The organism is Labrenzia sp. CP4 (genome assembly GCF_001579905.1).
In the GTDB taxonomy this organism is placed as follows: domain Bacteria; phylum Pseudomonadota; class Alphaproteobacteria; order Rhizobiales; family Stappiaceae; genus Roseibium; species Roseibium algicola.
In genome coordinates, this window is the sequence record NZ_CP011927.1 from 5,625,857 (window position 1) to 5,652,266 (window position 26,410).

The window sequence follows — 26,410 nt, forward strand, 5'->3', positions numbered from 1 at the left end:
CCTTTTCAGGGGCGGCCTTCGGGCCGCCCTTTTCGGAACCGGCAATTGCTACCGACGCATGCCGTGTTCCTTCGATTGCATTGCTTCAATCGCCGCCGCGATTGCCAGCACCTTTCGATCTGCCCCCGGTAGCCCATCGATTTCCAGGCCTGCGGGTACGCCGCGAATACTCCGTGCCATTGGCAAACTCACGCCAGGGGCGCCAAAGAATGTCGCCGGTACCGTGTTGCGCATGGTCTTCCAGACAGACACTTCCTTGCCGTCAACGACGACACGCCCTTCTTCACCCAGTGCCGTTGCCGCAATCGGTGTCGTTGGAAAAATGATCGCGTCAAGTTTGTACTGCTCCAAATGCACGCAGTATTGCTTGCGACACCGGCGGAGCGATATGGAAATCGCATGCTCGTATCGTGCTGCCAGGTCCTTGGCGTCCGCACCACGCAAAGCCCCGTCAAATTCCTCACGAACGTATTGCCCGGCTATGCCGGCAACGAGCGACCGAACATCGACGGCAGCGCCAGAAACCGACAAGTACTCTTCCAGCGCTCTTTCCAGCTCCCACGCACGGATTGGCTCCGACATTTCGCCAAGCCAGCTTGAAACCTCCGGCATCTCTGCCTCAACGACCGAGACACCCCAAGAGACAAGCTGGTCAACGGTTTCCGCAAACGCCCGGGCGACGCCGCTTTCCAGGCCGGACAGGAAATACTTTCCGGGCAGGCCAAGCCGCAGGCTTCGAAGGTCGATGGCAGGCCGCTCACTCTGCTCACACAAAACGGCATCCAGAAGCAGCAGATCTTCTGCAGATCGCGCAAATGAACCAGGCACATCGCGCGTTGGAAACAAGGGCATGACACCGTCAGTCTTGTAGCGGCCACTTGTGGGGCGAAAGCCGAAAACCCCGCAAAATGATGCCGGAATTCGCACCGAGCCTGCCGTGTCCGTGCCAAGAGCAGCCGGAACCAGACCCGCGGCCACGGCAGCGGCAGAACCACTGCTGCTTCCCCCCGCTGAGCGAGAAGGATCGTGCGGGTTTCGAACGGGGCCTGTGTGATCGTTGTTGCTGGTGATGCCGAAGGCGAGCTCGTACATGTTGGTCTTGCCGAAGACCAGTGCCCCGGCTTTTTCCAGTTTCGTGACCACCGATGCGGTCCTGTTGACCACGTGATCTTTCAGGCTTGGCGTTGCAGCAGTCGTCGCCATGCCGGCAACGTCGATGCAGTCCTTGATGGCAACGGGAATACCATGCAGCGGCCCCAAAAACCCACCATCCGCCTGGTGCTCATCGGCCTTGCGCGCAGCGCTGCGTATATTTTCCGGGGCAAACTGGGTGAAGGCATTCAGGTCAACGAACCGTTCCGATCTTTCAATCAACGCCTCGACATAGTCTCGACAAGACATTCTGCGGCCTCGAAACATCTCAACTGCTTCATTAACTGTCAGCCGCCAAAAATCCATGTCGGTTTCACCCCAAGCATCGAAACCTTCGTATCATGGCGGGTTTGCAGCCCTTGTCACTTGCTGTTCTCAAAAATAATGAAGTTGGCCTACCCGGTTAGGCGGCAGCTTCAATCGCGTCTGTAACGCACAAAATTTCCCTGACAAGCAACTCGAGGTCTTTGCTTCGTGTACGGTGGTTGCAAATGGCGACGCGAAGGCTGTGACGGCCCCTGACAGTGGTATCCGAGAGCGCTGCAATGCCGTCCTCCTGAAGGCGAAGTGGCCGAACGCAGTGTGCTGACACCGGAAGCCCACAACCTTGTCAGCATGATCGTCGTTTCATTTGCAACCCTGGCCGGACAAACCGAACGGGCCGAGCGTTGGGCGAAAGATGTGCGGTCCCGACGTGCCGACGCGACCAGGCAAATGTTTCTGGAGGCTTTTCCCTTCAAGGATCCGCAATGGCGTGCCCGTATAGATGCCTCATTGGATGCGCATGGTTTTTAACCGCGTATGAGACCGGTGACGGCAGCGCAATGTTTGCCGCCGCCACCGGTCATTTCACCAGGTCTTACCAGGGCTGATTGGCCGGACCGACGGTGAATTCGTTGACCGTCGTGTCCTCCGGCAGCGACACAGCAAACTCGACGACGGCCGCGATCCGGTCGGCGGAGATGCCGTACTGGTCGTAAAGGGCCTGGAACGCTTCGGAACTGCCCTTGTCGCTGATCGTGTTCAGAAGTTCGGTGTTGATTGCCGCCGGGTAGATGGTTGCCGTGCGGATGTTGGTGCCTTCCATGGCAGATTCCATCCGCAGGACTTCCATGAACGAGCGCACGAACCACTTGGTGCCGCAATAAACTGCGCCGCCAGGATAAGCCTTCAGACCAGCAACGGAAGAAGTCGCGATGACATGGCCGGACTTCTGTTCGGCAAAGGTGGGCATGACGGCAGCAACACCGTTCAGTACGCCCTTGACGTTGACGTCGACCATCTGCTCCCACTCGTTCGTCTTGAGTGCGGAAATCGGCGAGGACGGCATGAGGCCCGCGTTCAGAAAAATGACGTCGAGTTTTCCGTAAGTGTCCTTCGCCAGTTTGACGATAGCCTCGTTTTCAGCCGGTACGGTGACGTCCAGCGCCTGATAGACGGCTTCGCCGCCAGCAGCCTTGATCTCGTTCGCGATGGTTTCGAGCTTGTCGGTGCGCCGTGCACCCAGCACGACCTTCGCCCCCTTGCTGGCCAGCAGCTTCGCAGTTGCTTCGCCGATGCCGGAGGAGGCTCCGGTAATGATGACGACTTTTCCCTTGATGTTGTCGGACATGATTGTCTCCTTGGGTTCTGAGTGTTTTTGTTCAGGCAGAGGAATGGCCCGGTTCACCGGGACCAGACAGATCCGTTCTGCCGAAGCGAAAGCGTTTTCAAAGGTGCCGAAAATGAAGACACCTGCAGTCGGGCAATCCCGACAGGTGGACAGCCCGTTCCACAATTTCCCGATTTTGGGTCGTGTCAGTCGGCCGCTTCGATGCGGACCGAAAGCGGTCGATCACCCAGAAGGGCATTGATCGACCCGTCGAATGCACCGAGCCTCACGAGGCCCCGGGAATTCTGAAACGGCTTGTAGAAGATCGCGATGTTTCCCCAGGGCGCGTAGTGCGTGATGTCACCCTTTTTGGGCGTGTAGCTTGCCGGGGCTTCGGAGATATCGAGCTTGCGTGGCAGGTCCGCGACCTTTTCTGTCCCGTGATAGTCGGTCAGGGTCAGGTCGAGCGGCAACAGGGCCGCGAAGTCCCTGCCTGCGAGCGTATCGTCGAGCGTGGCCGGAAGCACAACGTCTTCTACGATCACCTTGATGCGGATCATGCGAGCCTCGTTCGATGGTTCGGTTGCGTTTCCGGAAGCCCCCGCCCCGGCGCAAAACAGCGTCAGTGCCAACGAGAGCATTCTTGACCTGAAAGCGGGCATTGCGGGGTTCCTCCGTTCTATTGCGTCCAATCTAGGCGTCAGACCGACAAGGATTAAGCCCCCTCCAGGTACTGCCTCTCATGAGCAGCACTCATTAATCCGCGCCCGGAGGACACCGGCAGGACGGGAGCTCGTGGACAGACGGACAGCCCCACCGGGTTCATGAGTGATCCTCATGACTGCTTCCGACAAAGCCACCATTATCCACGCGTGCGTCTTGCCTACGTTCTTGAGGAAGGCCGAAAGGCCGCCTCACGACTGATGGAGACGATCTGAGATGAAACGCACCCTTGCAACGCTCGCACTCGTTCTTGCGGCTCCGGCTGCATTTGCACAATCCATGGAAATAACCCGCTCCGAAACCCTGGCGGGCCAATTGGGAAGCGGCGACTATTTTACCGGTACAGCCTATGTCGCCCCTGTTTTCCCGCCTGTCATGAACGATGTCAGCGCCGGTCACGTCACGTTTCTGCCCGGAGCCCGCTCCGCCTGGCACACGCATCCTGCGGGCCAGATGCTGGTCGTGACATCGGGGACAGGCTGGGTGCAGGAGCGCGGCCAGGAAAAGCAGATCATGCAGGCCGGTGATGTGGTCTGGTGCCCGCCTGATGTCGAGCATTGGCACGGCGCGACCGACACCACGTCCGTTTCCCATTACGCAATTCAGGCGACGGTTGACGGGTCCGCCGTTGCCTGGGGCGATCATGTGACGGACGAAGAATATGGCCAGTAAGCTTGCCGTCCACTTGTGTGGCGTCTTGTTTGCGATGCTGATGCCGGTGTCCGCTTCTGCAGCGGACACCGTGCTGAACAGCCTCGACTATCCCTGGGATATCGAAGCCCATGGCGGCAAGATCTATGTGACAGAGAAAAGCGGATCAGTCGGCATTCTTGCCGAGGGTTCCTTCACGCGCCTTCCCGTCGAGACCAGTCAGCCGATCCTGGATGACCGCGGCGGCGGCCTGCTTGGTCTGGCCATCAGCCCGGACTTCCCGGACACCGGCCGCATCGTGCTCTACCAGCACTACGGCACCCCGGACGCCCGGATGAACCGTGTCATCGAGGCCGAACGCCTCGGGGATCGATGGAAAGAGACACGTGTTCTTATCGACGCCATTCCGGGCCACCCGCTTTACAACGGCGGACGCGTGGCCTTCGGTCCCGACGGCATGCTTTATGTCACCACCGGTTGGACCGAAAACAGGGAGCGTCCGCAAGACCTCGGCAGCCTTGCCGGGAAGATATTGCGTGTGACGCCGGACGGCGAAATCCCTTCGGACAATCCGTTCGCGGGTTCACCGGTCTGGTCGCTCGGCCATCGCAATCCCCAGGGCCTTGCCTGGGACGCCTCCGGGCAGCTCTTCGCAGCCGAGCACGGGCAGTCCGGCCATGACGAGGTGAACCGGATTGAGCGGGGCGGCAACTACGGCTGGCCGCTGATCCAGGGCGATGAAACCCGCGACGGCCTGCTCGCACCGCTGGCGCATTCGGGCCAGAGCACCTGGGCGCCTTCAGGCCTGACCTCGGACGGTGACCGGCTGCTTCTTGCGGGCTTGAAAGTGAACGGAATTTTGGAAGTGACCACCGAAGGCCGGGTATCCGAAGCCTACCAGGCCGGAGAACGTATCCGGGACGTGCTTGTGTCGGATGGCGTGATCTATGCAATTACCACAAATCGGTCTCCCCGGCGGGAAGGGGCTTCTGAAGACAGGCTGATCCGGCTTGATCCCTGATTGCATAATCGATGGACCTCATGAGCCCGGCACATATATGTGGGAGAGACAGTGATGATTCTGGATGATCAGAACGGGACCTCCCACATGCTCCGAGAAAATATCAATGATCTCATCGCGCTTGCGGCTGTTGCGGAGGAACGCAGTTTCACGCGGGCCGCAGCGCGGTTGAACGTGTCTCAGTCCGCCCTGAGCCACACGATCAAGGGACTGGAGCAACGCCTGGGCCTGAGGCTTTTGACGCGGACGACCCGCTCGGTCGCTCCCACGATCGAAGGTGAAGACCTTCTGGCTACCCTGACACCATGCCTCGAAAAGATCGAAGCCCGGCTTCAGGCACTCAACGATGCACGTGACCAGCCCACAGGAACAGTGAGGATTGTCGCGACGGAATACGCCATAGAAAGCCTCCTCTGGCCGAAGCTGTCTCCGGTTCTCAAGGCCCATCCGCTGGTCAATGTCGAATTCGTCATGGACTACGGTTACACGGACCTTGCCGATTCCCAATGTGACGCAGGTGTGCGGTATGGCGAACAGGTCAGTGAGGGCATGATCTCGATGCGTATCGGTCCGGACGAGCGCATGGTCTGTGTCGGATCACCCGACTATCTGGGTAGGGTTGGCGAGCCGGAAACACCCCAGGATCTCGCGGACCATAGTTGCATCAACCTGCGGCTTTCCACCCATGGCGCACTCTATGCCTGGGAGTTCGAAGACAAGGACGGCAACGAAATCCGGGTGAAGGTAAAGGGACAAGCCTGCTTCAATACGATCAACCCGGTCATGCGTGCGGCCGTGGACGGTCATGGACTGGCACTGGTTCCCGAAAGGTTGGCGCAGGAACATCTTGCGGCCGGAACCTTGCGCACATGTCTTTATGACTTCAGCCCGTCGTTTCCCGGTTTTCACCTTTATTACCCCAGCCGGCAAAAGCCCTCGTTCGCCTTCCAGGTCGTCCTGGATGCCCTGCGGGATCGCGGTTGAGCCCACTCATGAGGTGACGTCATGAGTGGCTTGAAAGACCCGGTTATTAAGATACGTTTTTTGCGCTCCAGATTAGCAGGGTAATTGCCCACTTGCCGAAAGGGAGCTCCCGATGAAATCCATTCTCACCGCAGCCGGTCTGGCATTGATGGCCACGACTGCAGCCGCTCAGGACGCGGCAGGAACCTTGCCTGCAGCCGTTGGCCGCGTTGCCCCGGCACTTGAAGCCTATGCGAAGGATGATCTATTCGGTGCGGAATGGAACGGGGCAGGCCTTTCCAAGAGAGACCGGGCACTGGTCACCTTTGCTGCCCTCATGACGCGGCACGAGACCGGAAATCTTGCAAGCCATGTATCGTTGGCTCTCGATTCAGGCGTTACCCCGGCAGAGATCTCCGAAACCATCACCCATCTCGCCTTCTATACAGGCTGGGGCAATGCCACCGCGGCCGCCGAAGCAGCCGCGCCGGTGTTTGAGGAAAGGGAGATCACCATTGAAGACCTGCCGGCCTCCGACCCGGACCTGCTGCCGCTCAACGAAGAGGCCGAAGCTGCCCGTGAAAACCTCGTACGCGGCAACTATGCGGATGTGAGCATGGGTGTTGTGGACAACACGCGTGAGCTGCTGTTCCGCGATCTCTGGCTGCGTCCCGATCTCGCGCCCCGCGACCGGAGCCTCGTGACGGTGGCCGCCTTGATTGCAGCCGGTCAGCCCGAACAGATGACATTTCACCTCAACCGCGCCATGGACAATGGCCTGACACAGGAAGAAGCCGGTGCCATGCTTTCTCACCTGGCATTCTATGCCGGTTGGCCGAAAGTGTTTTCGGCTTTGCCGGTTGCCAAGGCCGTGTTCGAAAAACGCGCGCAGTAACCGGTTCCCGCCGGAGCCGGCCTTGCCGCACGAAAGATCGGAACTGAGACATGAAGATAGGCATTCTGGGGTCGGGTCTGATGGGCGCCAAGCTCGGACAGCTCTGGGCGCGTTGCGGCCATGATGTGACCTTCGCCTATTCCCGCAGCCGTTCGAAGCTCGAACGTCTCGCCCAGGCGGCAGGCGCCTCGCACGGGTCGGTGGCGGATGCGGTCGAGAATTCGGACGCGCTGCTGCTGGCCGTGCACTGGTCGCGGGTGAACGACGTCCTCGCGCAAGCCGGGGATCTATCCGGAGCCGTGGTCCTGAACTGCTGCGTGCCCCTTGATCCGACGAACACGGATCTGGTGGTCGGTATCCAGTCGTCCGGAGCCGAAGAGCTGGCTGCCATGCGGCCGCAGGCCCGCTGGGTTTCCTGTTTCAACACGGTTCCCTCCGAGGCTTTCATGCCGGTTTTTTCGCAAAAGGAACGGACACCAAGGCCGCAAGTCCTGGTTTACGGGGACGATGCCGGTGCAAAGGAAGTCGCCGGTCTCCTGATCCGGGACATCGGTTTCGATCCTCTTGAAGCCGGCCCACTTCGCACGGCCCGCTTTGCAGAGCCTTTTGCCATGGTCACCGCGGAATTGGCCTACAGCCAACCCGGGGGGCCTGCCTTAACCTACCGTTTTGAAAAGCTGCGCGGCTGACCGCGCAACAAGCATCAGGGAGTTGAAAATGAAAATCATCCGTTCCGGGACTGCTTCGTCCGTCAAGGGGCCAGACGACTGGTTCACTGGCACTGTGCGCATCGACCCGCTTTTCCAGGCCGAAGAACCCGGCCGGACCGGCGGTGCCCATGTCACCTTCGAGCCCGGCGCACGCACGGCCTGGCACACCCATCCGGCCGGACAGACGTTGATCGTGACCTTCGGCCGTGGCCGGGTTCAGCGCGAAGGCGGCCCCGTGGAAGAGATTTCCCAGGGTGACGTCGTCTGGTTTCCCGCAGGAGAAAAGCATTGGCACGGTGCCGCACCCGACACAGCCATGAGCCACATCGCCATTCAGGAAAGCATCGACGGCTCACCCGTCACTTGGATGGAGAAGGTCTCGGACGAAGATTACACCGGCTGAACGACCGCCAGCCGGGCCCAAAGGCCCGGCTGCCGTGCCTCGGAGAATGTCCGTTTTCCGACGCCTGCGACTGACGTCCCCCGTGCTGTTCACCAACGGCTGGAGGACGTTCACGTATTCACGCCGATTGCCGGCTGTTCCCGTCAGGCAATTCCTTATCATGGGCACTCCGGGGAGTGGAATCGGCGGCCTTGGACCTGCGGCCGAAGAGCTTCGAAACGACGACGTAGAATGTCGGCACCAGAAGCACCGCAAGCACCGTTGCCGATATCATTCCTCCAAGAACACCCGTACCGATTGCTCGCTGGCTGGCCGAACTGGCGCCCGTCGCAAAAGCAAGCGGAACCACGCCGAGTATGAAGGCGAATGACGTCATCAGGATAGGACGGAAGCGCAGTTTCGACGCTTCGACCGTTGCTTCCAGCAGGGAACGTCCCTCGTTCCTGAGATCCCGGGCGAACTCGATGATCAGGATGGCGTTCTTGGCAGACAGTCCGATGATCGTGATCAGCCCCACCGTGAAATAGATGTCGTTGGGCAGGTTTCGCATGGTGACCGCAACGATGGCCCCGACTGCGCCAAGCGGAACGACAAGCATGACGGCGATTGGAACCGACCAGCTTTCGTAGAGCGCGGCAAGGCACAGGAACACGAAGACGAGCGACAGGCCGAGCAGGAAGGGAGCTGCGTTGCCTGAAGCCTTTTCCTGGTACGACAAGCCCGTCCATTCGTAGCCGAAACCATGCGGCAAAGACTGGAAAAGCCGTTCCATTTCTGCCATCGCCTCGCCACTGGTGTGGCCGGGCGCAGGGCTGCCGCTGATCTTGGTCGCCTGGAGACCGTTGTACCCGACCACTTGCGTCGGCCCCAGTTCCCAGCGCGCACTCGCGAAGGCGGAGAGCGGCACCATCTCGCCGCGGCTGTTGCGGGCGTTCAGGTCAAGCAGGCTCGCAACGTCCATCCGCTCGGCCGCTTCGGCCTGAACGATGACACGCTGCATCCGGCCAGCGTTCGGAAAGTCCGCGACATAGCTCGATCCGATCGACGTGGACAACACCGCATTGATTTCATCGAAGGCGACCCCGTAGGCGTTCGCCTGCCGGCGATCGATATCGAGCATGATCTGCGGAGCAGGCGGCAGACCTTCGATGTAAGGATATTGCAGGATCGGGCTTTGCCAGGCCATGCCCAACAGGGCGTTGGCAGCCTGCACAAGCGCGTCATTTCCGTGATTGGCACGGTCCTGCAAACGAAAACTGAACCCGCTGGCATTGCCAAGCGCTGCAATGGGCGGCGGCGTCAGGGTGAACACGGAGCCTTCCGGAATGCCGGCAAGTGCTCCCAGGGCCGAACCGACGATGGCTTCGGAAGAATCGCCCGGTCCCCTTTCCGACCAGTCCTCGTAGGTTGCGAAGGAGATCCCCGCGTTCTGGCCGTTGCCGTTGAACCCGAAGCCAAGGATCGAGACGATTTTCCTGACGCCTGACCTGTTCATGAAGAAGTCATCGACCTGATCGAGAACACCGGCGGTGCGCTGCGCGGTAGACCCGGCCGGCAATTGCGTTGCGGCGATAGCATATCCCTGGTCTTCCACCGGCAGAAAGCCCGAAGGCAGGCGAACATAGGTGTAACCCAGGCCCGCCAGGATCGCCATGTAGATCACCATCATGCGGTAATTGCGTTTCACCGCCCCGCCGACGACGCGGCCGTAGCCATTCGTCGTCTTGCCGATCAACCAGTCGAACCCACGGAAGAACCAGTTCTTGTGATGGGCATGGCTTTCGGGGATTGGTTTCAGGATCGTCGCGCACAACGCCGGCGTAAGGGTCAAAGCCATGAAGGCTGAAAACACCATCGACATGACGATCGTCACGGAGAACTGCTTGTAGATGATCCCGATGGCTCCGGGAAAGAACGCCATCGGAACAAACACCGCAATCAGGACGACCGTGATGCCGATGACGGCACCCGTGATCTGCTTCATCGCCTTGACGGTCGCCTCTTTCGGCGGAAGACCTTCCTCGGCCATGATGCGCTCGACGTTTTCGACAACCACGATCGCATCATCGACCAGGATACCGATCGCAAGCACCATCGCGAACATGGTCAGCACGTTGATCGAGAACCCGAATAGCTGCAGCGCGGCACATGTTCCCAGCAAGGCGATCGGCACGACAAGCGACGGGATCAGCGTGTAGCGGAGGTTCTGCAGGAACAGGAACATGATGACGAAGACCAGCACCACCGCCTCGATCAGCGTGTGAATGACCTTCTCGATGGAAATCGAAACAAAGGGCGTGGTGTCATAAGGGATCTCGAAACTGACACCCTGGGGAAAGTTTGCCGCCAGTTCCGCCATCCTCGACTTGACAGCGTCGGCGGTCACCAGCGCGTTTCCACTCGCATTCAACTGGATGCCGATCATCGCGGCTTCCTGACCATTGATACTCGAGGAGATCGCATAACTTTGCGCGCCGAATTCCACGCGCGCCACGTCTCCGAGGCGCACCACGGATCCATCGGGGTTGGCCCGCAATACGATTTCCGCAAACTCCTCGGTGGTCGACAACTGACCCGTGGTCGAGACGGTGGCCGTTATTTCCTGGCCAGCCGCACTGGGCTGGGCTCCAATGCTGCCGGACGACACCTGGGCGTTCTGTCCAGCAATCGCGCCAGTCACGTCCCTGGCTGTCAGGTTGAGGCCGACGAGCTTTTTCGTGTCGATCCAGACGCGCATCGCCCGTTCTGTTGCGAACAGTTGCGCCTTGCCGACACCAGGCAGACGTCGCAATTCATCAATGACATTCCTGGCTGCGAACTCGCCCAGGTCGACAGCGTTCAAACGGCCATCCGTCGAGACAAGGCCGACAAAGAGAAGAAAGGAGCTGCTGGTTTCCTCGACCCGCACCCCTTGCTGGCGAACTGAAGGCGGCAGGCGCGCCTCCACACGGCTGATCCGGTTCTGCACATCCACGGTCGCGACCTGCGGATCGGTGCCCGCTTCGAACGTGATGTTGATGGTCACGCTGCCTTGCGCATCGCTGACGGAATCGAAATAGAGCATTCCCGTCGCGCCGTTCATCTCCTGTTCGATGAGCTTGGTGACACTGTCATAGAGATTTTCTGGTGTGGCGCCGGGATAGCTGGTTGTCACCGCAATCGTGGTTGGTGCCACGTTCGGATATTGGGAGATGGGCAGGAACGGAATTGCGATCGCACCTGCCAGGGCAATGGCAAGTGCGATGACCCAGGCAAAAACGGGCCGTTCGATGAAATACTGCGGCATTTGGAAGGACCTGTTCTAGCTCGGGATATCGCACGGTTCTGCGGCACTGCAGTCTGATGCCGTGCCGCGTTCGGCGGCCTTTTCTGCAGCCTCTGCCGGAGCGGCCGAGACGGGCTGACCGGGCATCGCACGATCGAGGCCGTCGACGATCACCTGATCGCCTGACTTCAGTCCCTGGGTGACAAGCCAACGGTTGCCGACGGAACGACTTGTCAGGATAGGCTGTGCGGCCGCCTTGCCGTCCCTGACTGTCATCACGCTCGCCTGGCCCAGCGTGTCCCACTGGACGGCCCTTTGCGGAACGAGCACCGCCTGGTGAGCGACGCCTTCCGTCACACGGACGCGGACATAGGTGCCGGGCAACAGTTTGCCCTGCGGATTTTCAAACTCGGCGCGGAGTAGAACCTGACCCGTGGTTTCATCGACCACGGCAGACGAAAACAGCAGTCGGCCCGGATGTTCATAGGTGCTGCCGTCGTCAAGGATCAGCTCGATGGCATTGCTGCTTTCGACCGGCTGCATGTCGCCAGCATCGATTTCGCGGCGGACCCTGGACAATTCCGCGAGCGGCGCGATGAAGTCCACATAGAGTGAACTGATATCCCGCACGATCGCCATTTGCGTTCCGTCCTCCTGGCGAACCAGAGCGCCTTCGGACACCAGCGCAGCGCCAATATGACCGTCAATCGGCGAACGCACCGAGGCATAGCTGAGTTCAAGTTCCGCGGTCTGGAGATTGGCCTTGGCAACGGCAACTTCCGCCTGGGCCTGCTTGCGGTCCGCCAGGGCAACATCGTGCTGCTCCGTGCTGGCGACATTTCGCGCGAGCAGACGCTTCACCCGGTCTGCCCGCTGGTTCGCCAGGCTGAGCGCTGCTTCCGCCCGCGAAAGCTGCGCCTTTGCGGAAGCCACGGCGGCCGCGAATTTGGCCGGGTCGATTTCGAACAGCACGTCGCCCTTGTGGACGTCGCTACCCTGTTCGAATTGTCGTTCCAGTACGATGCCGGAAACCCGCGCCCTGACTTCGGCCAGACGAATGGGCACCAGTCGACCCGGATAATCTTTCTTGAGCGGCATGTCCTCGCCGGCCACCGTGATCGTCTTCACGGCCGGCGGCGGAAAACTGGCATGCGAAGTTTCTTCGGAAGGGCTGCAGCCACTGAGTATTATCAGAACCGCAAGGAGCGGGAGTAAGTCGGGAAAGAGCCTGACGTGCATTGGTTATCCGGTAATGAGTACGAGGTACCGGCGGCAGGTTTGGGCACGCCGATGAGCCTGTGGACGCAGACCCGGACGCCTTCTTAAGACCTCAACCTAAGTTGAGGTCAAGGACAAATTTCGGCTTCTTCAAATCGATCACTTTCCGCGTGCCACATCACCGTGCAAAGGCTGGACTTCCCCAAGTTCCGGGTCACTCATCGATTGACAAGTACGATCCCGGCGACGACGAATGCCGCTCCTGCAAGAAGTGAAAAAGTCAGCTGCTCCCCCAGCAGGAGCACTGCCAGGATGCTGCCGAAGATTGGCATCAGGTGGACAAATTGCCCGCCGCGTTCCGGGCCGATGACGCCAATGCCGTAGGACCAGAGCAGAAACCCGATCGCCGACGCAAAAACCGCAATATAGGCGACAGCCAGCAGCGACTCTTCGGTGAACTCAGGCCGTTCCACCCCGCGTACGAGGAGAAAAGCCGCCATCACGCAAAGCGCCACCAGAATGCTTGCCACCAGCGTCACGCTCTGCGGCACGGCGGACGGCTTGTGGCGCAGCAACAGCGTATACCAGGCCCAGATCAAAATCGCGCCGAGCATCCAGACCTTGCCGGTATCGACCTGAAGAAGGGACACGCCGACGTTCCCGCCAGCCAGGACCAGAACCGAGGCACCCAGCAGCGACACAAGCAGCCCGGCGATCTGGAACAAGGTCGGCCGGAACCCGCTCCAGATCATTCCACCGGCAACTGTCGCGACCGGAGCCAGCGCCAGGATCAGGAGACAGTTCACCGCGGCAGTCTGTGAGAGCGCCTGGTAGACCATCGTGTGAAACGCGGCGATGCCGGTGATCCCAAGCAATACGACCACGCGCCATGAGGCAACAAGCTCTCGGCGATAGGAGACCAGGCCTCGCAACGTGAAAGGCAGCATCATCGCCAGGCAAAGGCCCCATCGGATCATGTTGAGTTCCAGCGGCGTGATCTCACCGCGGATCGCACGCCCGGCGATAAAGTTTCCCGACCAGAACAGGGTCGCAAAAACGAGCGCGGCAATTGCCGCCGTGGTGTCTTTTTGGATTGCTTGTCTCATCTTTCGGTCATCCTTCGGCTTGATCTGTGGAGATCAGACGCCAAAACCGACCGGCGCACATGAGATCGATGTCCCGCTGCGCTTGAAAAAGTGACGTATTGCCTAGGGTGTTTGTCCCGTCTGTGCTGACAGAACGCGCACGATCAACTCGGAACGGGTGTGCACCCCAACCTTGTCGAAGAGCGATGAAACCTGATTTCTCACGGTCTTTTCGCTCTTGTCCAGAAGCTCCGCAATTTCCGAATTGCTCAGCCCCTTCGCTACCAAAGTCAGCACCTGTTCCTCCGCGGTGGTGAGACCGAAGTCCGTGTCGGATACCGCGAGGTCGGCACTGGTTCCGAGGAAATCCTGCAAGGATGAAAGAAGAACGTTCCACGCAGGTTCCGTGTCCAGCAATACGTGATTGTTGCTGTCCAGGGGCACGAATTTGGCGTCGGGGATGGTCATGGCAAGCTCGCGTCCCTGAGCGAAGGGAACGCGTGCGTCGCCATTTGCATGCAGCACCAGCGTCGGCACTTTCAATTGCGCAGCCAGATTCAGGACGTCGATACGATGCAACGTTTCCATGGTCCGGGCTGCAATGTCTGCAGATGCGGTGTCTTGTTCAAGAGACCGCCACCATTTGTGCTGCGCAAGCGTTCCGTCCGGAATGAAGAGATGCGTAAAAACCTGATTGAAAGCAGTATCGTCCCTGCCCCACCCCAGCCGCATCAGGTTGGTCAGCGTGGCCGCTTCCAGTCTCGCCCTGTCGCTGGTGTCGCGAGCCATTAGTCCGCGCGCGTAACCGCCGATCAAGACCAGTCGTTCCACCTTGTCCGGATGGCGAAGCGCGTAAGCGATGGAAAGCGCGGCACCTTGAGACATGCCGAGCAGGGTAAAGGGTTCGTCGATTGCTTCGGTCACGGCTTCCAGGTCCGACAGCCAGGCCTCGAAGCTGATCTCGGAAACGTTTCGCGAAGAAAGACCACAGCCGCGAAGGTCGTATCGCACGAGACGTCCGAAGCCAGTCAACTCGGCAAGCCAGTGTTGCCAGACGGGACTGTCAAGATCGCGGGAGATATGGGTCAGCCAGTGCGCGGCTCGAACGAGTGTCGGCCCACGCCCTGACGAGGCGCAGGCAATGCGCGCACCATCTTTGGCGGTGACAAAGAAGATGTCTTGTTTTGGAACTCCACGCCGCATCATGGGCAGGAGTATGACATCTCTTCGCATGGGGGCACAGTATTGCCTTGGCGCGATTGCGGTTCATTTCACGCCCCATTGCACCCGGCACAAACGCGCACGGCCTCCGGGATGGGCGGAGGCCGTGAAGCGTTTTTCAGTTTTTACAGGGACGCGATTACTGCAGTCGAGTGCCGATCCGGGCATCGACGCTAAAGCGGCCGGCGCCATAGGCTACGATCTGCAACAGTCCACCGGCGATCGATATGTTCTTGAAGAAGTGGATGAACTGGTTCTGATCACCGAGTTGATTGTGGAAGGCCAGAGCTGCTGCAACTGTAAAGAGTGCCATGACTGCGGCAACGAGACGGGTCTGATAACCCGCGATCAGCGCAAGACTGCCGATGATTTCAACCGCAACTGCGCCGATATAGGCAAGCGTTGCGAAAGGCAGGCCTGCCGCATCGATCCAGGCGATGGTAGCTTCTGCAGACCCAAGTTTGGAAATGCCGGAAAGCAGAAACAAAGGGGCGATCAGCAGGCGTGCGGCCAGCGGCACGGCGCCGTCCAGACTGCGGGTGAGTGCGGAGCCGCCTTCAGGTGCGGCCGATACATCGAGATTTGCCATTTTCAGTACTCCTGTTTTGCCGGACCTTTCCTTGTTCGTCCGGGCCTGGTTAAAAGATATCGTCTACTTAACTGATTATAAGTCACCAAAATCGGATCACATTGTAATCGATTATTGAACAATCCAATCCGACCTGCCGTGAGCGGCGGGATGAGATCTGTGCGCCCGGGAGCTTCAGCGACGGCAATTTCGAACCGAAATCTGCCGGCGCCGAAGTTTCAACCTTCATCAGGCGTTGCGGACAAAACTGGCGATGATATCCGCCGTCAGTTCAGGATGCTGATGCTGGGGCCCATGGCCTGCGCTGGGGTAAGTCACCAGTGTGACTGTCGGCAGGACCCCGTTCAGCGCGTACCAGTTCTCGACCGGGAAGATGATGTCGTGATCTCCGCCGATATGCAGGACCGGCACGCTGGTCGTCTTCAGCATCTCCATCACCGGCGGAGCCGGGAAAGCCGGATTGGCCGGACCACCGGCAATGCGAGCCCGTGCAAAATCTATCGGAACTGCCGGGCTGGTATCGCCCTCACGCGCTTCGATGCGTGCCTGGGACCGGCTTGCGGCCGCGCGGCTTGAAGCCGATTTCGGTTCGAAGAAAAGGGCAACCACGTCTTCGAAGTCGTTCACGTCCTTGCCGGCAAGGTCGTAAAAAAGCTGCTCTGCCGGTTTCACCAGATCGCCGGGAGGTGTCGAGCCCAAGAGCACAAGGTGGCTGATCTCCTGCGGATAAAGCGTCAGCGCCACCTGGGCCGCCATGCCGCCGATCGACCAACCGAGCAGGATCACGTCCTTCAGGCCCAGCGCCTGGATAAGATCACGCGGATCCGCGGCCATCTCCAGGGGATTGTAACTGGGTGTGCCGGTGGACAGGCCAAGGCCGGAATAGTCGAAGGTGATGACACGAAAGCCTCTTTCGGCAAGCCCGTTCAGGAAGGCCGGATCCCAAAGATCCAGAGTGCCGCGAAAGCGCGTTGCCAGCAGGATCGGCTTGCCTTTGCCGATGGACCTGTAAGCCAGAGTTCTGCCACCGGTTTCGATGAAGTGGGTCGGTGCCGTCAGGGCATCGTTTTCTGCAATCTTGTCGAGCATGTCCGTCTCCTCTGCTCCTTGCCGAATAGCGCCGGATCGCTTGCCTTTCCGGCTGATGGCTAGAAGGTGAGCCAAGACGGGTCCCGGAACCATTATCTGCCAGGATGCTGCACTCATACTGGCGTATGATTGAACGGACTGCAGGCCCATGCGAGGACTTGGCCATGACTGACAATCCGATTGTTCACATCATCGACGATGACACCTCGCTACGCGAAGCCCTGGTCCGGCTGTTCCGGTCCGTTGGTCTTGAGGCGAGGCCTTATGTGTCCGTCGCGGCTTTTCTTGAGGCCGGCAACAACGACACTCCGGGGTGTCTTTTGCTCGATGTGCGCCTGCCCGGCATGAGCGGTCTCGACTTTCAACGCCAACTGGAGGATCTCGGGATCCGTATGCCGGCCATCATGATGACCGGCTACGGAGATATCCCGATGTCCGTCAGCGCGATGAAGTCGGGTGCAGTCGACTTTTTGCCGAAGCCTTTCCGGGATCAGGACCTTCTGGATGCGGTGGCAATTGCAATCGAACGCGACAGCCGCAATCGGACCGACAATCGGGAAAAAGACCAGTTGCAGGCTCTGTACGAAAGCCTGACCCGGCGCGAACGTCAGGTGATGACGCGTGTCTGTGCCGGACGCCTCAACAAGCAGGTCGCAGCGGATCTCGACCTCAGCGAAATCACAGTAAAGATCCACCGTGGAACGATGATGAAAAAAATGAGAGCCAGAACCCTGGCCGACCTTGTGCGCATGGCCCAGATCCTCGGTCTGAAAGACCCTCATGTGGATGCCTCCGGATTGGCGAGGCTCGACAGTCATGACCTCTGAGGCAGCCTGCGTGGCGGTCATCGATGACGATGAATCGCTGCGCAACGCCATTTCGTCGCTGCTGCGTTCAGTGGGAATGCGCGTTTCAACCTTTGCCACCGCCGACCTTTTCCTGAACCGCGCGGTGCTTGGCGACACAGATCTGATCATTACAGACATTCACATGCCGGGCATGTCCGGCATCGAGTTGAAAGACCGGCTCGACGATCTGGACTGCCAGGTACCCGTGATCATGATCACCGCCAAGACCGAGCAGAATCTGCTTGACCGGGCGGAGGCCTCGGGAGCCTACTCGGTATTCCGGAAACCCTTCGATACCGACGACTTACTCAACACGATCGAGCAGGCCCTTGCCGACTGAACGGGAGATGCCGCATGCTGGAAGGACCTATCCCTCTTTCTGAATTGCAGCGCCCTGACGCGGCAGCAACCGCCCTTCTGGACCATGCCCCGCAAAGCGTCGTCCTGTGCGACGGAACCTGGCGCATCGCCTACTGGAACCGGGCGAGCGAAACGCTCTATGGCTGGACATCGGCTCAAGTACTCGGACAGGAGCTGAACACGCTGCTGCAAAGCCGGCATCCTCAACCCGTCCAGGCCCTGCAGCAGACTTTCGCAACGCACCGGGCCTGGGACGGTGATCTGGAACGCACCACCGCCTCCGGCAACACTCTCACCGTGGAAACGACCTGGGCGATGGTGCCAGCGGCAGACGGGCAGTCCGAGTGGATCATCGAATACGGACGCGACATCACCGCGTTGAGTGATGCGGAAATCTCCGTCCGCACACTCACCCACCAGTACACGAACGTGTTCCAGGCCATGGCCGCCTCGTTCTGGGAACTGGACTTCACCGAAGTCCGCCAGATGATAGGCGGCCTGCTGCAATCCGGCGTCACCGATTTCGCGGCCTATTTTCAAAACCATCCCGAGTTTATCGACGAGGCCATTGCCCGCACGACGATCCTGGATGTCAACGATGCGACAGTGCGGCTGTTCGGGGGCAAGGACCGGGACGGCATGATCGGCCGGAACATTTCGCCATTCTGGCCGCAGGAAAGCCGGACCATCTATGCCCGATCCTTGCTGGCCGCCCTGCGGCGTGAACCGAACCTGCAGACTGAAACCCGGCTGTCGACGCTCGACGGGCAGCTGATCGATGCGCTCTTCACCGTGTGTTGGCCGGAGGGCCATCATGGTCGTGGCTCGGTTCTGGTCGGTGTCATTGACCTTACCGACCGCGTCAAGGTGGAAGAGGAACTGAGACAGTCGGAACTGCGTTTCCGCGATCTTTTCCAGGCCATGTCCACGGCCTTGTTCCAGCTCGACACTGCGGGCTTGCTTGGCTTCTATGACGACTTGCATGCCCGAGGCATTACCGACATGGGCGCTCATCTTGACGACCATCCGGAGGATCTCAGGCGCGCCATGGAGGGCTGCCTCATCGTTGAGGTCAATACAGCTGCTCTCAAGATACTTGGTGCGGAAACGGCAGAGGACCTCATAGGCCAGACAGTATCCCGCTTCTGGCCAGCGTCCGGTGAAGAGGCCTTCCGGGCCGTGCTTCAGCACAGCTTCGCCTCGGCAACCCCGTTCGAAGTCCGCGCCCGGAACTGCCGCCTCGACGGAAGCGAGTTCGACACGATGTTCCTGGTCAATGCCTCGCCGATCCTGCGGGCAAGGAAGATGACGCTTGTCGGGCTCGTGGACATCACGGATGAAGTCGAGGCAAAGTCCGCCCTGCAAAAGCTTCAGGCCGAATTCGCGCATGCTTCCCGGCTTTCGGTGCTCGGGGAACTGGCAGCCTCCATCGCCCATGAGGTCAACCAGCCGCTGGCGGCAATCGCCGCAAACGGGTCAGCCGCCGGCCGCTGGCTGAAGCGGCCCGACCCCGATCTTGAGGAACTGATGGCCATCAACGAGGCGATGGTCTGCGACGCAAGGCGCGCGGCCGACATCGTGTCCCGGATCCGCTCCATGGCCACCAAGCGGGAGACCCAGCAGCTTGCAGCATCAGTCAATCGGATCATCGAGGAGGCTCTGGTTTTTCTTTCCCACGAGCTGCAAGCCCACGGCACAAATACACGAACCGCGCTGAAGGACGGCCTGCCGGATGTCCTTGTCGACCGGGTGCAGATCCAGCAGGTGGTGGTCAATCTCATTCTCAACGCCGTCCAGGAACTTGCTCGCAAGAACATTCCCTTCCCGCTGATCGAAGTCACGACCTCGCAGGTGGACAACAGGGTTGTCATCCGCGTGGAAGATACCGGTGCCGGCATTCCGGCGGAGATGCGCGAGCGTATATTCGAAAGCTTCTACACCACCAAACAGACCGGACTTGGCATCGGCCTGTCCATCTGCCGCAATATCGTGGAAGGTCATGGCGGCAGGATCCTGGCGGACGGTTCACCGCTCGGCGGGGCACGGTTGCAGGTGGAGCTGCCCGTTGCCTCTGCAACGGTGCAAACATGATCGGGAGGACGCTGCCGTCCTCCCGTTTATCTGGCTGAAACCAAGTCCTCACGCCGGCTGGACGAAGAACTCCAGAAGATCGGGATTGACGATGTCCGGATGGGTCGTTGCAAGGCCGTGCGGCAACCCCTCATAGACCTTCAGCGTGCCCTTCGGCAGCAGCTTGATGCTTTCCAGCGCCGAGGCCCCGATCGGGACGATCTGGTCGTCGTCGCCGTGCATGACCAGAACCGGAATATCGATTTTTTTCAGGTCTTCCGTGAAGTCGGTCTGGGAAAACGCCTTGATGCAGTCGTAATGAGCCTTTGCTCCCCCCATCATGCCCTGGCGCCACCAATTGTCGACGATGCCCTGGCTGACAACGGCACCCGGCCGGTTGAAACCGTAAAACGGGCCTGCCGGAATATCGTGGAAGAACTGCGAACGGTTGGCCAGAAAGGTTTCCCGGAAACCGTCGAACACTTCCAGCGGCAGACCGCCCGGGTTGGCCGCCGTCTTGACCATCAACGGCGGCACAGCGCCAAGCAGCACGGCCTTTGAAGCACGGGCAGTGCCGTGACGGCCGAGGTAGCGGGCCACCTCGCCACCGCCGGTGCTGTGGCCGACGTGGATGACGTTTTGCAGGTCCAACGCTTCCACCAGCGCCTTCACGTCATCGGCGTAAGTGTCCATCTCGTTGCCGTCGAAGGTCTGGGTCGAACGGCCGTGGCCGCGCCGGTCGTGCGCCAGCACCCGGTACCCCTTCGCCAGAAAGAACATCATCTGGGCGTCCCAGTCATCGGCAGAAAGCGGCCAGCCGTGGTGAAACAGGATCGGCTGGGCGTTTTTCGGACCCCAATCCTTGTAAAAGATTTCGGTGCCGTCTGCGGTGGTAACGAATTGCGCGGTCATCTGGCTTGTTCCCCTGATTTCTTCCGCCGTGGCGGGGGTCGGTTGCATAACGATGGATACGGCCCCGCCGATCGCGGGGGCCGATGCCAGTCCTTCAAGAACGAAGCGTCGCGTGACAGATTTCATGGACATGTTGTTCCCCGTAGCTGATGCAGGCGGTGCCTGCGGTGACGTCATCAGCCTGCGGGAAAGGGCACCGTGGAACCATTGTACGGCAGGTCTTACCGCTCATACATCGGTATGGTTGTATTTAACCTCGTGTTTGATTGAAGCTGGTGCTGAGCCAATTTCGTCGACGAAAGCCGGCTTGTTTCATGAGTCCTTCTCATCAGTGCAAGCTGGGCTCAGGGCATATTTTCCATCCGGTCTGCGGGGTAATGTGTCAGCTCCAAATTCGACTTGCCTCCCAAGCGCCTTGAAACCGGAAGCAACGCATCAAATGCAACGACCTTTCATCATCTGCCACATGATCACCTCTCTCGACGGCCGCCTCCTTCCCGGTCGCTGGCCGGTAAGCGAGGAAGAAGTCATGACAGCCTATGAAAGCGCTGCCGAACGTCTGGACAGTGACGGCTGGATTGTCGGTCGGCGCACAATGGAAGATTTCATTGCCTCAGCTGAACCCTGCATCTCTACAGGTCCGGTTCCGCGTCCGGATCTCATAGCCGGCTCTTCTGGAAACAAGGTCGCAATCTGCTTTGACCGCTCCGGGCGTCTACGCCCCGAAACCGGAGACCTCGACGGCGATCATCTCGTGATCGTGCTCTCGGAAAGAGTTGCGGACGACCATGTCCAGGACCTGAACGCCCGCGGTATTTCCGTTTTCTTTGCCGGTGCGGAGGGAACCGACCTGTCCGGTGCGCTGACAAGGATTTCGGAAGCCTTCGATTGCCGGCGTCTGTTGCTGGAAGGCGGCGGTACTCTCAACGGCGCGTTTCTGGCAGCCGACATGATCGATGAAACCAGCACACTCGTCTTCCCGGTTATTGATGGACAGAGCGGCATTCCAGCCATTTACGAGCATACGCAACCGTGTGATGCCCGCAGGCTCGAACTCATCTCCTCCAGCACATTTGACGACGGAACCATCTGGATCCGCCACAAGGTGATCCGGGAGACATCCCATCGAGACCGGAATGACAGTGACATCTGAATCTCATCCCCCTGCCGGGGCCCTGATCATCATAGCCTTCGCGACGTTCCTTGCACTCGTCGTCTTCACCGCGCCGCTGACGACGCTGGAAGCGATGACACGTGAACTGCACCTGTCGTCGGCCGGTCAGGCGTGGGTCATGGGCGGCATGCCACTTGGGGCGGCCTGCGGCCTGCTGACCGCAGGCGCCCTCGGTGACACACTTGGCCGGCGAATGACGTTCACCGGCGGACTGTGGCTCACGGTTCTGTCGTCGGTTGCCGCAGCGCTTGCCACCAGCGGCCTCTTTCTGATCCTCATGCGCATCGTACAGGGCCTTGGAAGTGCCGGCATCATGGCCTGTGGCCTCGGATTGCTCGGACAGATCTACCAGGGCGAAGCGCGCCGGCACGCAGCGGCAATCTGGGCGGCGGCACTTGGCGGCGGTGTGGCCGCAGGCCCGATCATCGCATCACTCCTGCTCGGGGTTTCGGGCTGGGCCGCGATACACTGGCTGATAGCGGTAACCTCGGCCCTGCTCGCCCTCGCGGCCCGGGCACGCCTTCCGGAAAGCCAACCCAGCGGTCAGAAGGTCGATCTGGCGGGAAGCGTCGTCCTGATGGCCGGGCTCGGGTGCCTTCTTTCGGCATTGACCGAGGCGCGGGTCGGGTCAGCGATGACGGTCGTAACCCTTTCGGCTTCCGGTCTTCTGCTCATCGCGATTTTCGTGGCGATCGAAAAACGGGTCAGAAATCCGATCCTGACACTGGATCTTTTCGGCGATGCCAATTTCACGGGAGCCACAATTGCGGCCTTCGCCTCGGGCGCAGGTGTGCTTGCCCTTATGTCCATGGTTCCGACCGTTCTGGTCCGCGGCCTTGGAATGGAACCGCTGTTTGCTGCCGTTGTTCTTGTCGCCTGGTCCGGGGTCACCGTTATCGCCGCTCTTGCGGCACGCCTGCTGCCGGACCGGTTCACTTCTAGACAAAGGGTTATCTGGGCCATTCTCGGTTGTGCACTTGCCCAGTTCCTGCTGATTGCCGCTGATGCCGATAAGACCTGGGCGGCCGTTCTTCCCGGTCTGTTCATCGCCGGGCTGGCCAATGGCGTCCTGAACGCTTCCCTGGGCCACGAAGCTGTGCAGACGGTCCCCCCAGAACGCAGTGCCATGGGGTCCGCCGCCAACAACACGGCCCGCTACCTCGGTTCGGCCATCGGCATTGCACTTGTCTCCCTTCTGATTGCAGAACCGACGGTCGAGGGCTTTTTTGCCGGCTGGCATGGGGCGGTCATTGTCAGCACCGTCAGCAGCCTGATCGGCGTTGCAGCCATGCTGTTCGTCAGTCGTCGTGGGACCCGACCGACAGTGTGACCCTGGCGGCAGAAGCGCCCTCGACATCGCTCAATGACCAGACCTTGCCTGCTTTGTCAGCGGGCTGTCGCTGTGTGCAGGCCAGGGACATCCACTTGGTTCGCCCGGTTCGTTTCATGAGGTCAGATCATAACTCGTTTCAAGAGACGCGCCTTAATCCTCCGGCCTGATGACTTCATATTACCCGTGACGCGCCGGGCATGACGCTGCCTGAAGCGAAACGGACGCAAGCATGTTGCCGCGTTGGGCAATCAGTCGTCGGCACGCCTTCATGAAAGCTCGAGGAGAGGCACCATGGAACTGAACATCAATGGATCCCGGCACCAGGTTGACGTTGAACCCGACACCCCGTTGCTGTGGGTATTGCGGGACACGCTCGGAATGACCGGTACCAAATACGGATGTGGCCTTGCTCAATGCGGAGCCTGCACGGTGCTTGTCGACGGTTACGCGACCCGTACCTGTGTCACCTCGGTCGAAAGTGTCGCCGGTTCCGAGATCACGACCATCGAAGCAATTGAACAAGATCCGATCGGCAGGAAAGTGGTCGACGCCTGGGTGGAAAACCAGGTGCCGCAATGCGGCTATTGCCAGTCTGGCCAGGTCATGGCTGCCACGTCCCTTCTCAAGGAAAACGCCAGCCCATCGGAAGACGACATTGCCGCAGCAATGACCAATCTGTGCCGATGCGGCACTTACAATGCGATTTCGAGAGCCGTGCGTCAGGCTGCGGAAGCTTAAGGAGGCGCTCCCATGAATATTGATGAAAATTCCGGTTTCACGCGCGCCGATATAAACACAGCACGCCCGCTGAACGTCTCACGCCGTGGCTTTCTCGCCGGTTCTATCAGCGCGCTGGTTCTGACCGTATCTCTTCCTGCTGGAACCGGGCGGGCGATTGCGCAGACCGGCCAGACCACGCCGGGTACCCGGATCGATGCCTACCTGGAAATTCTGGCCGACAGCACGGTGAAATTCCGCAGCGCTTTTGTGGAAGGTGGGCAGGGTATCTACACCGCAATGGCCCAGATCGTCGGTGAGGAACTGGATGTCGAGCCGGGCAACTTTCAAGTTGAAACGGCGCCCCCGGGATCTGACTACCTGCTGATCGGTGGGCAAATTCGCTTTACCGGCGGCAGCATGTCCGTGCGCATGAGCTATGACGCCATGCGCAAGCTTGGTGCGACTGCCCGTCAGATGCTGCTGCAAGCCGCCTCTGAGCGCCTTGGCGTGCCGATTGAAACCCTCACGACCGAACCCGGGAAAGTGGTTCATCCGGCCTCCGGGCAGTCGATCCCCTATGGAGACCTTGCGACAGCTGCGGCGGACCTTCCGGTGCCGGAAACTGTCGAATTACGATTGAAGGATGAATTCCGCTGGATCGGAAAGCCACACGACAGGCTGGACGTTCTCGACAAGTCCACGGGACAGGCGCAATACGCGATCGATCTTTCGGTCGATGGTATGCTCTACGGTGCGGTACAACATGCGCCACGTCTTGGCCAGCAACCTGGCGCATTCGCCAATGAGGCAGACGTCGCGACGATGCCCGGCGTGCATTCCCTTCACAAATTGCCCGGTGCCGTCGCGGTTCTGGCCGACAGCTGGTGGCGCGCCCGGATGGCCGTTGAGAAGCTGGAAGTCGAGTGGACAGAAGCTCCCCCAGGTACCGCTCGCGCCATGCAGGACACCTTCTCCTCCGAAGCGCACAAGGAAATGCTCAAGGCGACGGCTGGTCAAGGGATCGCGTTTGAAACCGAAGGAGATGCCGATGCCGCGCTAGCATCCTCCGCCAAGGTGATCGAAGCCGCCTATGACGCCCCCTATCTGGCACACGGTCAGCTTGAGCCGCCCTCTGCGCTTGTACGCTGGAATGACGACGGCACCCTGGAAATGTGGGTCCCGAACCAGGCTCCAGAGATGTTCCAGGCCGATGCCGCGAAGGTGGCCGGGATATCTGCGGACAAGGTCATTGTTCATTCCCCGATGCTCGGGGGCTTCTTCGGCCGTCATTTCCTCTATCAGACGGCAAATCCCTATCCGCAGGCAATCCTGCTGTCCAAGGCGGCAGGCCGCCCGGTAAAACTCCTTTGGAGCCGCGAGGAAGAATTCCTGCGCGATGCTCTTCGGCCAATTGGCACGGTGCGGTTCAGGGCTGCGATCGGCCCGGATGGCCATCCCCTGGCGTTCGATGCGGTTGTCGTCGGCGAAGGCCCCACCGGACGCTGGTACGGTCGTCAACCGGACAAGGTCGACAGCTCATCGGTCGAAGGAATTGCCGGCAAGCCCTACGCGATCGCAAACAAGCGTGTGGGCCAGATCCATGTCGACGATCCGGCCATCATAGGTTTCTGGCGTTCCGTCGGTCATTCTATGAATGATTTCTTCTATGAGTCCTTTTTCGACGAAATGGCTGATGCGGGCGAGCAGGATCCCTTTGAACTGCGTCTCAAGTTACTGGACCACAGCCCACGCCACAAGACACTGCTGCAGACGGTTGGTGACTTGTCCGGCGGTTGGAAAAGGGGCCCCTTTGAGGCGGAAGACGGAACGCGGCGCGCCCGCGGTGTTGCCATGGCCTCTCCTTTCGGCAGCGAGGTGGCAACGATTGCAGAAGTCTCTCTGGATGGCGGCGAAGTGGTCGTTCACGATGTCTGGGTTGCAATCGATCCGGGCAGCATCGTCAATCCTGCGATTATCGAAGCTCAGGTAAACTCCGCCGTGACACTGGGTCTTTCTTCCGCGTTGCTGGAAGAGGTCGTCTACGCCGATGGTATGCCCGAAGCCCGCAATTACGACATGTATCCGATCCTGCCTCCTGAGCGCATGCCGCGCGTTCATGTACGTATCGTGGAGAGCGGTGCACCGATGGGAGGTGTCGGCGAACCCGGGCTTCCAGGCGTGCCGCCGGCAGTCGCAAATGCCGTAGCTGTTCTCACCGGCGAACGGATCCGGAGCCTGCCGCTTTCCAGGTTTGATTTTTCGGGAGCAAACGGATGATCAGCAAGATCATTGCAGCCATCGGCATCTCGCTGATGATTTATGGTGCTTCCTGCGCTTTTGCGCAGGGGGGCGACCACCCCCTGCCTGTTGACGTCAAGAATGTGGATAGGCACGCACCGTGACGACGGAACGCCAGG

25 protein-coding genes are annotated in these 26,410 nt (G+C 60.0%); 15 read left to right on the forward strand and 10 right to left on the reverse strand.

Features of this window, described 5'->3' with window-relative positions; translation table 11 throughout:
* Positions 1–48: 48 nt before the first annotated feature.
* Positions 49–1,401, reverse strand: coding sequence for an amidase family protein (locus tag ACP90_RS25875; RefSeq protein WP_158514217.1), 1,353 nt, complete (start codon positions 1,399–1,401; stop codon positions 49–51).
* 318 nt (positions 1,402–1,719) lie between these two features.
* Between ACP90_RS25875 and ACP90_RS28485 the strand changes: the two genes are divergently transcribed.
* On the forward strand, positions 1,720–1,947 hold the full coding sequence (locus ACP90_RS28485) for a hypothetical protein (protein WP_062490852.1): 228 nt from the start codon (positions 1,720–1,722) through the stop codon (positions 1,945–1,947).
* Between the two features lie 64 nt (positions 1,948–2,011).
* Here ACP90_RS28485 and ACP90_RS25885 read toward each other — a convergent pair whose 3' ends face one another.
* Together ACP90_RS25885 and ACP90_RS25890 are read right to left on the reverse strand one after the other, a co-directional pair.
* The gene (locus ACP90_RS25885; RefSeq protein ID WP_062492006.1) at positions 2,012–2,764 is read right to left on the reverse strand and encodes an SDR family oxidoreductase; all 753 of its coding nucleotides are present in this window, start codon (positions 2,762–2,764) and stop codon (positions 2,012–2,014) included.
* A 185-nt stretch (positions 2,765–2,949) separates the two neighbouring features.
* Complete coding sequence (locus ACP90_RS25890; protein ID WP_208993406.1) at positions 2,950–3,405, reverse strand: cyclophilin-like fold protein; 456 nt, start codon at positions 3,403–3,405, stop codon at positions 2,950–2,952.
* Positions 3,406–3,682: 277 nt separating this feature from the next.
* Between ACP90_RS25890 and ACP90_RS25895 the strand changes: the two genes are divergently transcribed.
* The 6 genes from ACP90_RS25895 to ACP90_RS25920 all read left to right on the forward strand — a co-directional run bounded on the left by ACP90_RS25895 (position 3,683) and on the right by ACP90_RS25920 (position 8,109).
* Positions 3,683–4,138, forward strand: coding sequence for a cupin domain-containing protein (locus ACP90_RS25895; RefSeq protein ID WP_062490854.1), 456 nt, complete (start codon positions 3,683–3,685; stop codon positions 4,136–4,138).
* Positions 4,128–5,138 (forward strand): PQQ-dependent sugar dehydrogenase, encoded by a 1,011-nt coding sequence (locus ACP90_RS25900; protein ID WP_082809855.1) that lies wholly within the window; start codon positions 4,128–4,130, stop codon positions 5,136–5,138. Before ACP90_RS25895 ends, ACP90_RS25900 begins: the two co-directional genes overlap by 11 nt.
* Before the next feature lie 87 nt (positions 5,139–5,225).
* Positions 5,226–6,122, forward strand: coding sequence for a LysR family transcriptional regulator (locus ACP90_RS25905; RefSeq protein ID WP_062492011.1), 897 nt, complete (start codon positions 5,226–5,228; stop codon positions 6,120–6,122).
* Between the two features lie 112 nt (positions 6,123–6,234).
* Positions 6,235–6,996, forward strand: a complete 762-nt coding sequence (locus ACP90_RS25910; protein ID WP_022999073.1) for a carboxymuconolactone decarboxylase family protein — start codon at positions 6,235–6,237, stop codon at positions 6,994–6,996.
* Between the two features lie 50 nt (positions 6,997–7,046).
* Positions 7,047–7,685, forward strand: coding sequence for an NAD(P)-binding domain-containing protein (locus tag ACP90_RS25915; protein ID WP_062490858.1), 639 nt, complete (start codon positions 7,047–7,049; stop codon positions 7,683–7,685).
* A 28-nt stretch (positions 7,686–7,713) separates the two neighbouring features.
* Positions 7,714–8,109, forward strand: a complete 396-nt coding sequence (locus tag ACP90_RS25920; protein ID WP_022999075.1) for a cupin domain-containing protein — start codon at positions 7,714–7,716, stop codon at positions 8,107–8,109.
* A gap of 118 nt (positions 8,110–8,227) precedes the next feature.
* Here ACP90_RS25920 and ACP90_RS25925 read toward each other — a convergent pair whose 3' ends face one another.
* From ACP90_RS25925 to ACP90_RS25950, 6 genes are all read right to left on the reverse strand, one after another.
* Positions 8,228–11,395 carry an efflux RND transporter permease subunit gene (locus ACP90_RS25925; RefSeq protein ID WP_062490860.1) on the reverse strand — a complete coding sequence of 1,056 codons (3,168 nt, stop codon included), beginning with the start codon at positions 11,393–11,395 and terminating at the stop codon, positions 8,228–8,230.
* A gap of 15 nt (positions 11,396–11,410) precedes the next feature.
* Complete coding sequence (locus ACP90_RS25930) at positions 11,411–12,502, reverse strand: efflux RND transporter periplasmic adaptor subunit (protein ID WP_158514218.1); 1,092 nt, start codon at positions 12,500–12,502, stop codon at positions 11,411–11,413.
* A 308-nt stretch (positions 12,503–12,810) separates the two neighbouring features.
* Positions 12,811–13,698, reverse strand: a complete 888-nt coding sequence (locus ACP90_RS25935) for a DMT family transporter (RefSeq protein ID WP_062490864.1) — start codon at positions 13,696–13,698, stop codon at positions 12,811–12,813.
* Positions 13,699–13,800: 102 nt separating this feature from the next.
* Complete coding sequence (locus ACP90_RS25940; RefSeq protein ID WP_201030430.1) at positions 13,801–14,910, reverse strand: alpha/beta fold hydrolase; 1,110 nt, start codon at positions 14,908–14,910, stop codon at positions 13,801–13,803.
* Positions 14,911–15,037: 127 nt separating this feature from the next.
* Positions 15,038–15,487, reverse strand: a complete 450-nt coding sequence (locus ACP90_RS25945; protein WP_055657103.1) for a DoxX family protein — start codon at positions 15,485–15,487, stop codon at positions 15,038–15,040.
* A 228-nt stretch (positions 15,488–15,715) separates the two neighbouring features.
* Positions 15,716–16,576 (reverse strand): alpha/beta hydrolase, encoded by an 861-nt coding sequence (locus tag ACP90_RS25950; RefSeq protein ID WP_062490866.1) that lies wholly within the window; start codon positions 16,574–16,576, stop codon positions 15,716–15,718.
* Positions 16,577–16,740: 164 nt separating this feature from the next.
* Between ACP90_RS25950 and ACP90_RS25955 the strand changes: the two genes are divergently transcribed.
* From ACP90_RS25955 to ACP90_RS25965, 3 genes are read left to right on the forward strand one after another with little or no spacing between them, the layout of a single operon-like run.
* On the forward strand, positions 16,741–17,403 hold the full coding sequence (locus ACP90_RS25955) for a response regulator transcription factor (RefSeq protein ID WP_062490867.1): 663 nt from the start codon (positions 16,741–16,743) through the stop codon (positions 17,401–17,403).
* The gene (locus ACP90_RS25960) at positions 17,393–17,764 is read left to right on the forward strand and encodes a response regulator (RefSeq protein WP_022999083.1); all 372 of its coding nucleotides are present in this window, start codon (positions 17,393–17,395) and stop codon (positions 17,762–17,764) included. The genes ACP90_RS25955 and ACP90_RS25960 overlap by 11 nt, the downstream gene beginning before the upstream one ends.
* Before the next feature lie 14 nt (positions 17,765–17,778).
* Positions 17,779–19,875 carry a PAS domain S-box protein gene (locus ACP90_RS25965; RefSeq protein WP_062490870.1) on the forward strand — a complete coding sequence of 699 codons (2,097 nt, stop codon included), beginning with the start codon at positions 17,779–17,781 and terminating at the stop codon, positions 19,873–19,875.
* Positions 19,876–19,923: 48 nt separating this feature from the next.
* Here the strand turns inward: ACP90_RS25965 and ACP90_RS25970 are convergent, their stop codons facing one another.
* Positions 19,924–20,766: an alpha/beta hydrolase gene (locus ACP90_RS25970; protein WP_228148114.1), complete on the reverse strand. Its 843-nt coding sequence runs from the start codon at positions 20,764–20,766 to the stop codon at positions 19,924–19,926.
* 439 nt (positions 20,767–21,205) lie between these two features.
* Here ACP90_RS25970 and ACP90_RS25975 point away from each other — a divergent pair, with 439 nt between their 5' ends.
* The 5 genes from ACP90_RS25975 (at position 21,206) to ACP90_RS28850 (ending at position 26,395) form a co-directional block, all read left to right on the forward strand.
* Entirely contained in the window at positions 21,206–21,919 is a 714-nt protein-coding gene (locus ACP90_RS25975; RefSeq protein WP_062492015.1) for a dihydrofolate reductase family protein, read from the forward strand.
* Positions 21,903–23,270: an MFS transporter gene (locus ACP90_RS25980; RefSeq protein ID WP_062490874.1), complete on the forward strand. Its 1,368-nt coding sequence runs from the start codon at positions 21,903–21,905 to the stop codon at positions 23,268–23,270. Before ACP90_RS25975 ends, ACP90_RS25980 begins: the two co-directional genes overlap by 17 nt.
* A 294-nt stretch (positions 23,271–23,564) precedes the next feature.
* Positions 23,565–24,011, forward strand: a complete 447-nt coding sequence (locus tag ACP90_RS25985) for a (2Fe-2S)-binding protein (RefSeq protein WP_062490876.1) — start codon at positions 23,565–23,567, stop codon at positions 24,009–24,011.
* Positions 24,012–24,023: 12 nt separating this feature from the next.
* Entirely contained in the window at positions 24,024–26,270 is a 2,247-nt protein-coding gene (locus tag ACP90_RS25990) for a xanthine dehydrogenase family protein molybdopterin-binding subunit (RefSeq protein ID WP_062490878.1), read from the forward strand.
* Positions 26,267–26,395, forward strand: a complete 129-nt coding sequence (locus tag ACP90_RS28850) for a hypothetical protein (RefSeq protein ID WP_286145711.1) — start codon at positions 26,267–26,269, stop codon at positions 26,393–26,395. Before ACP90_RS25990 ends, ACP90_RS28850 begins: the two co-directional genes overlap by 4 nt.
* Positions 26,396–26,410 lie beyond the last annotated feature (15 nt).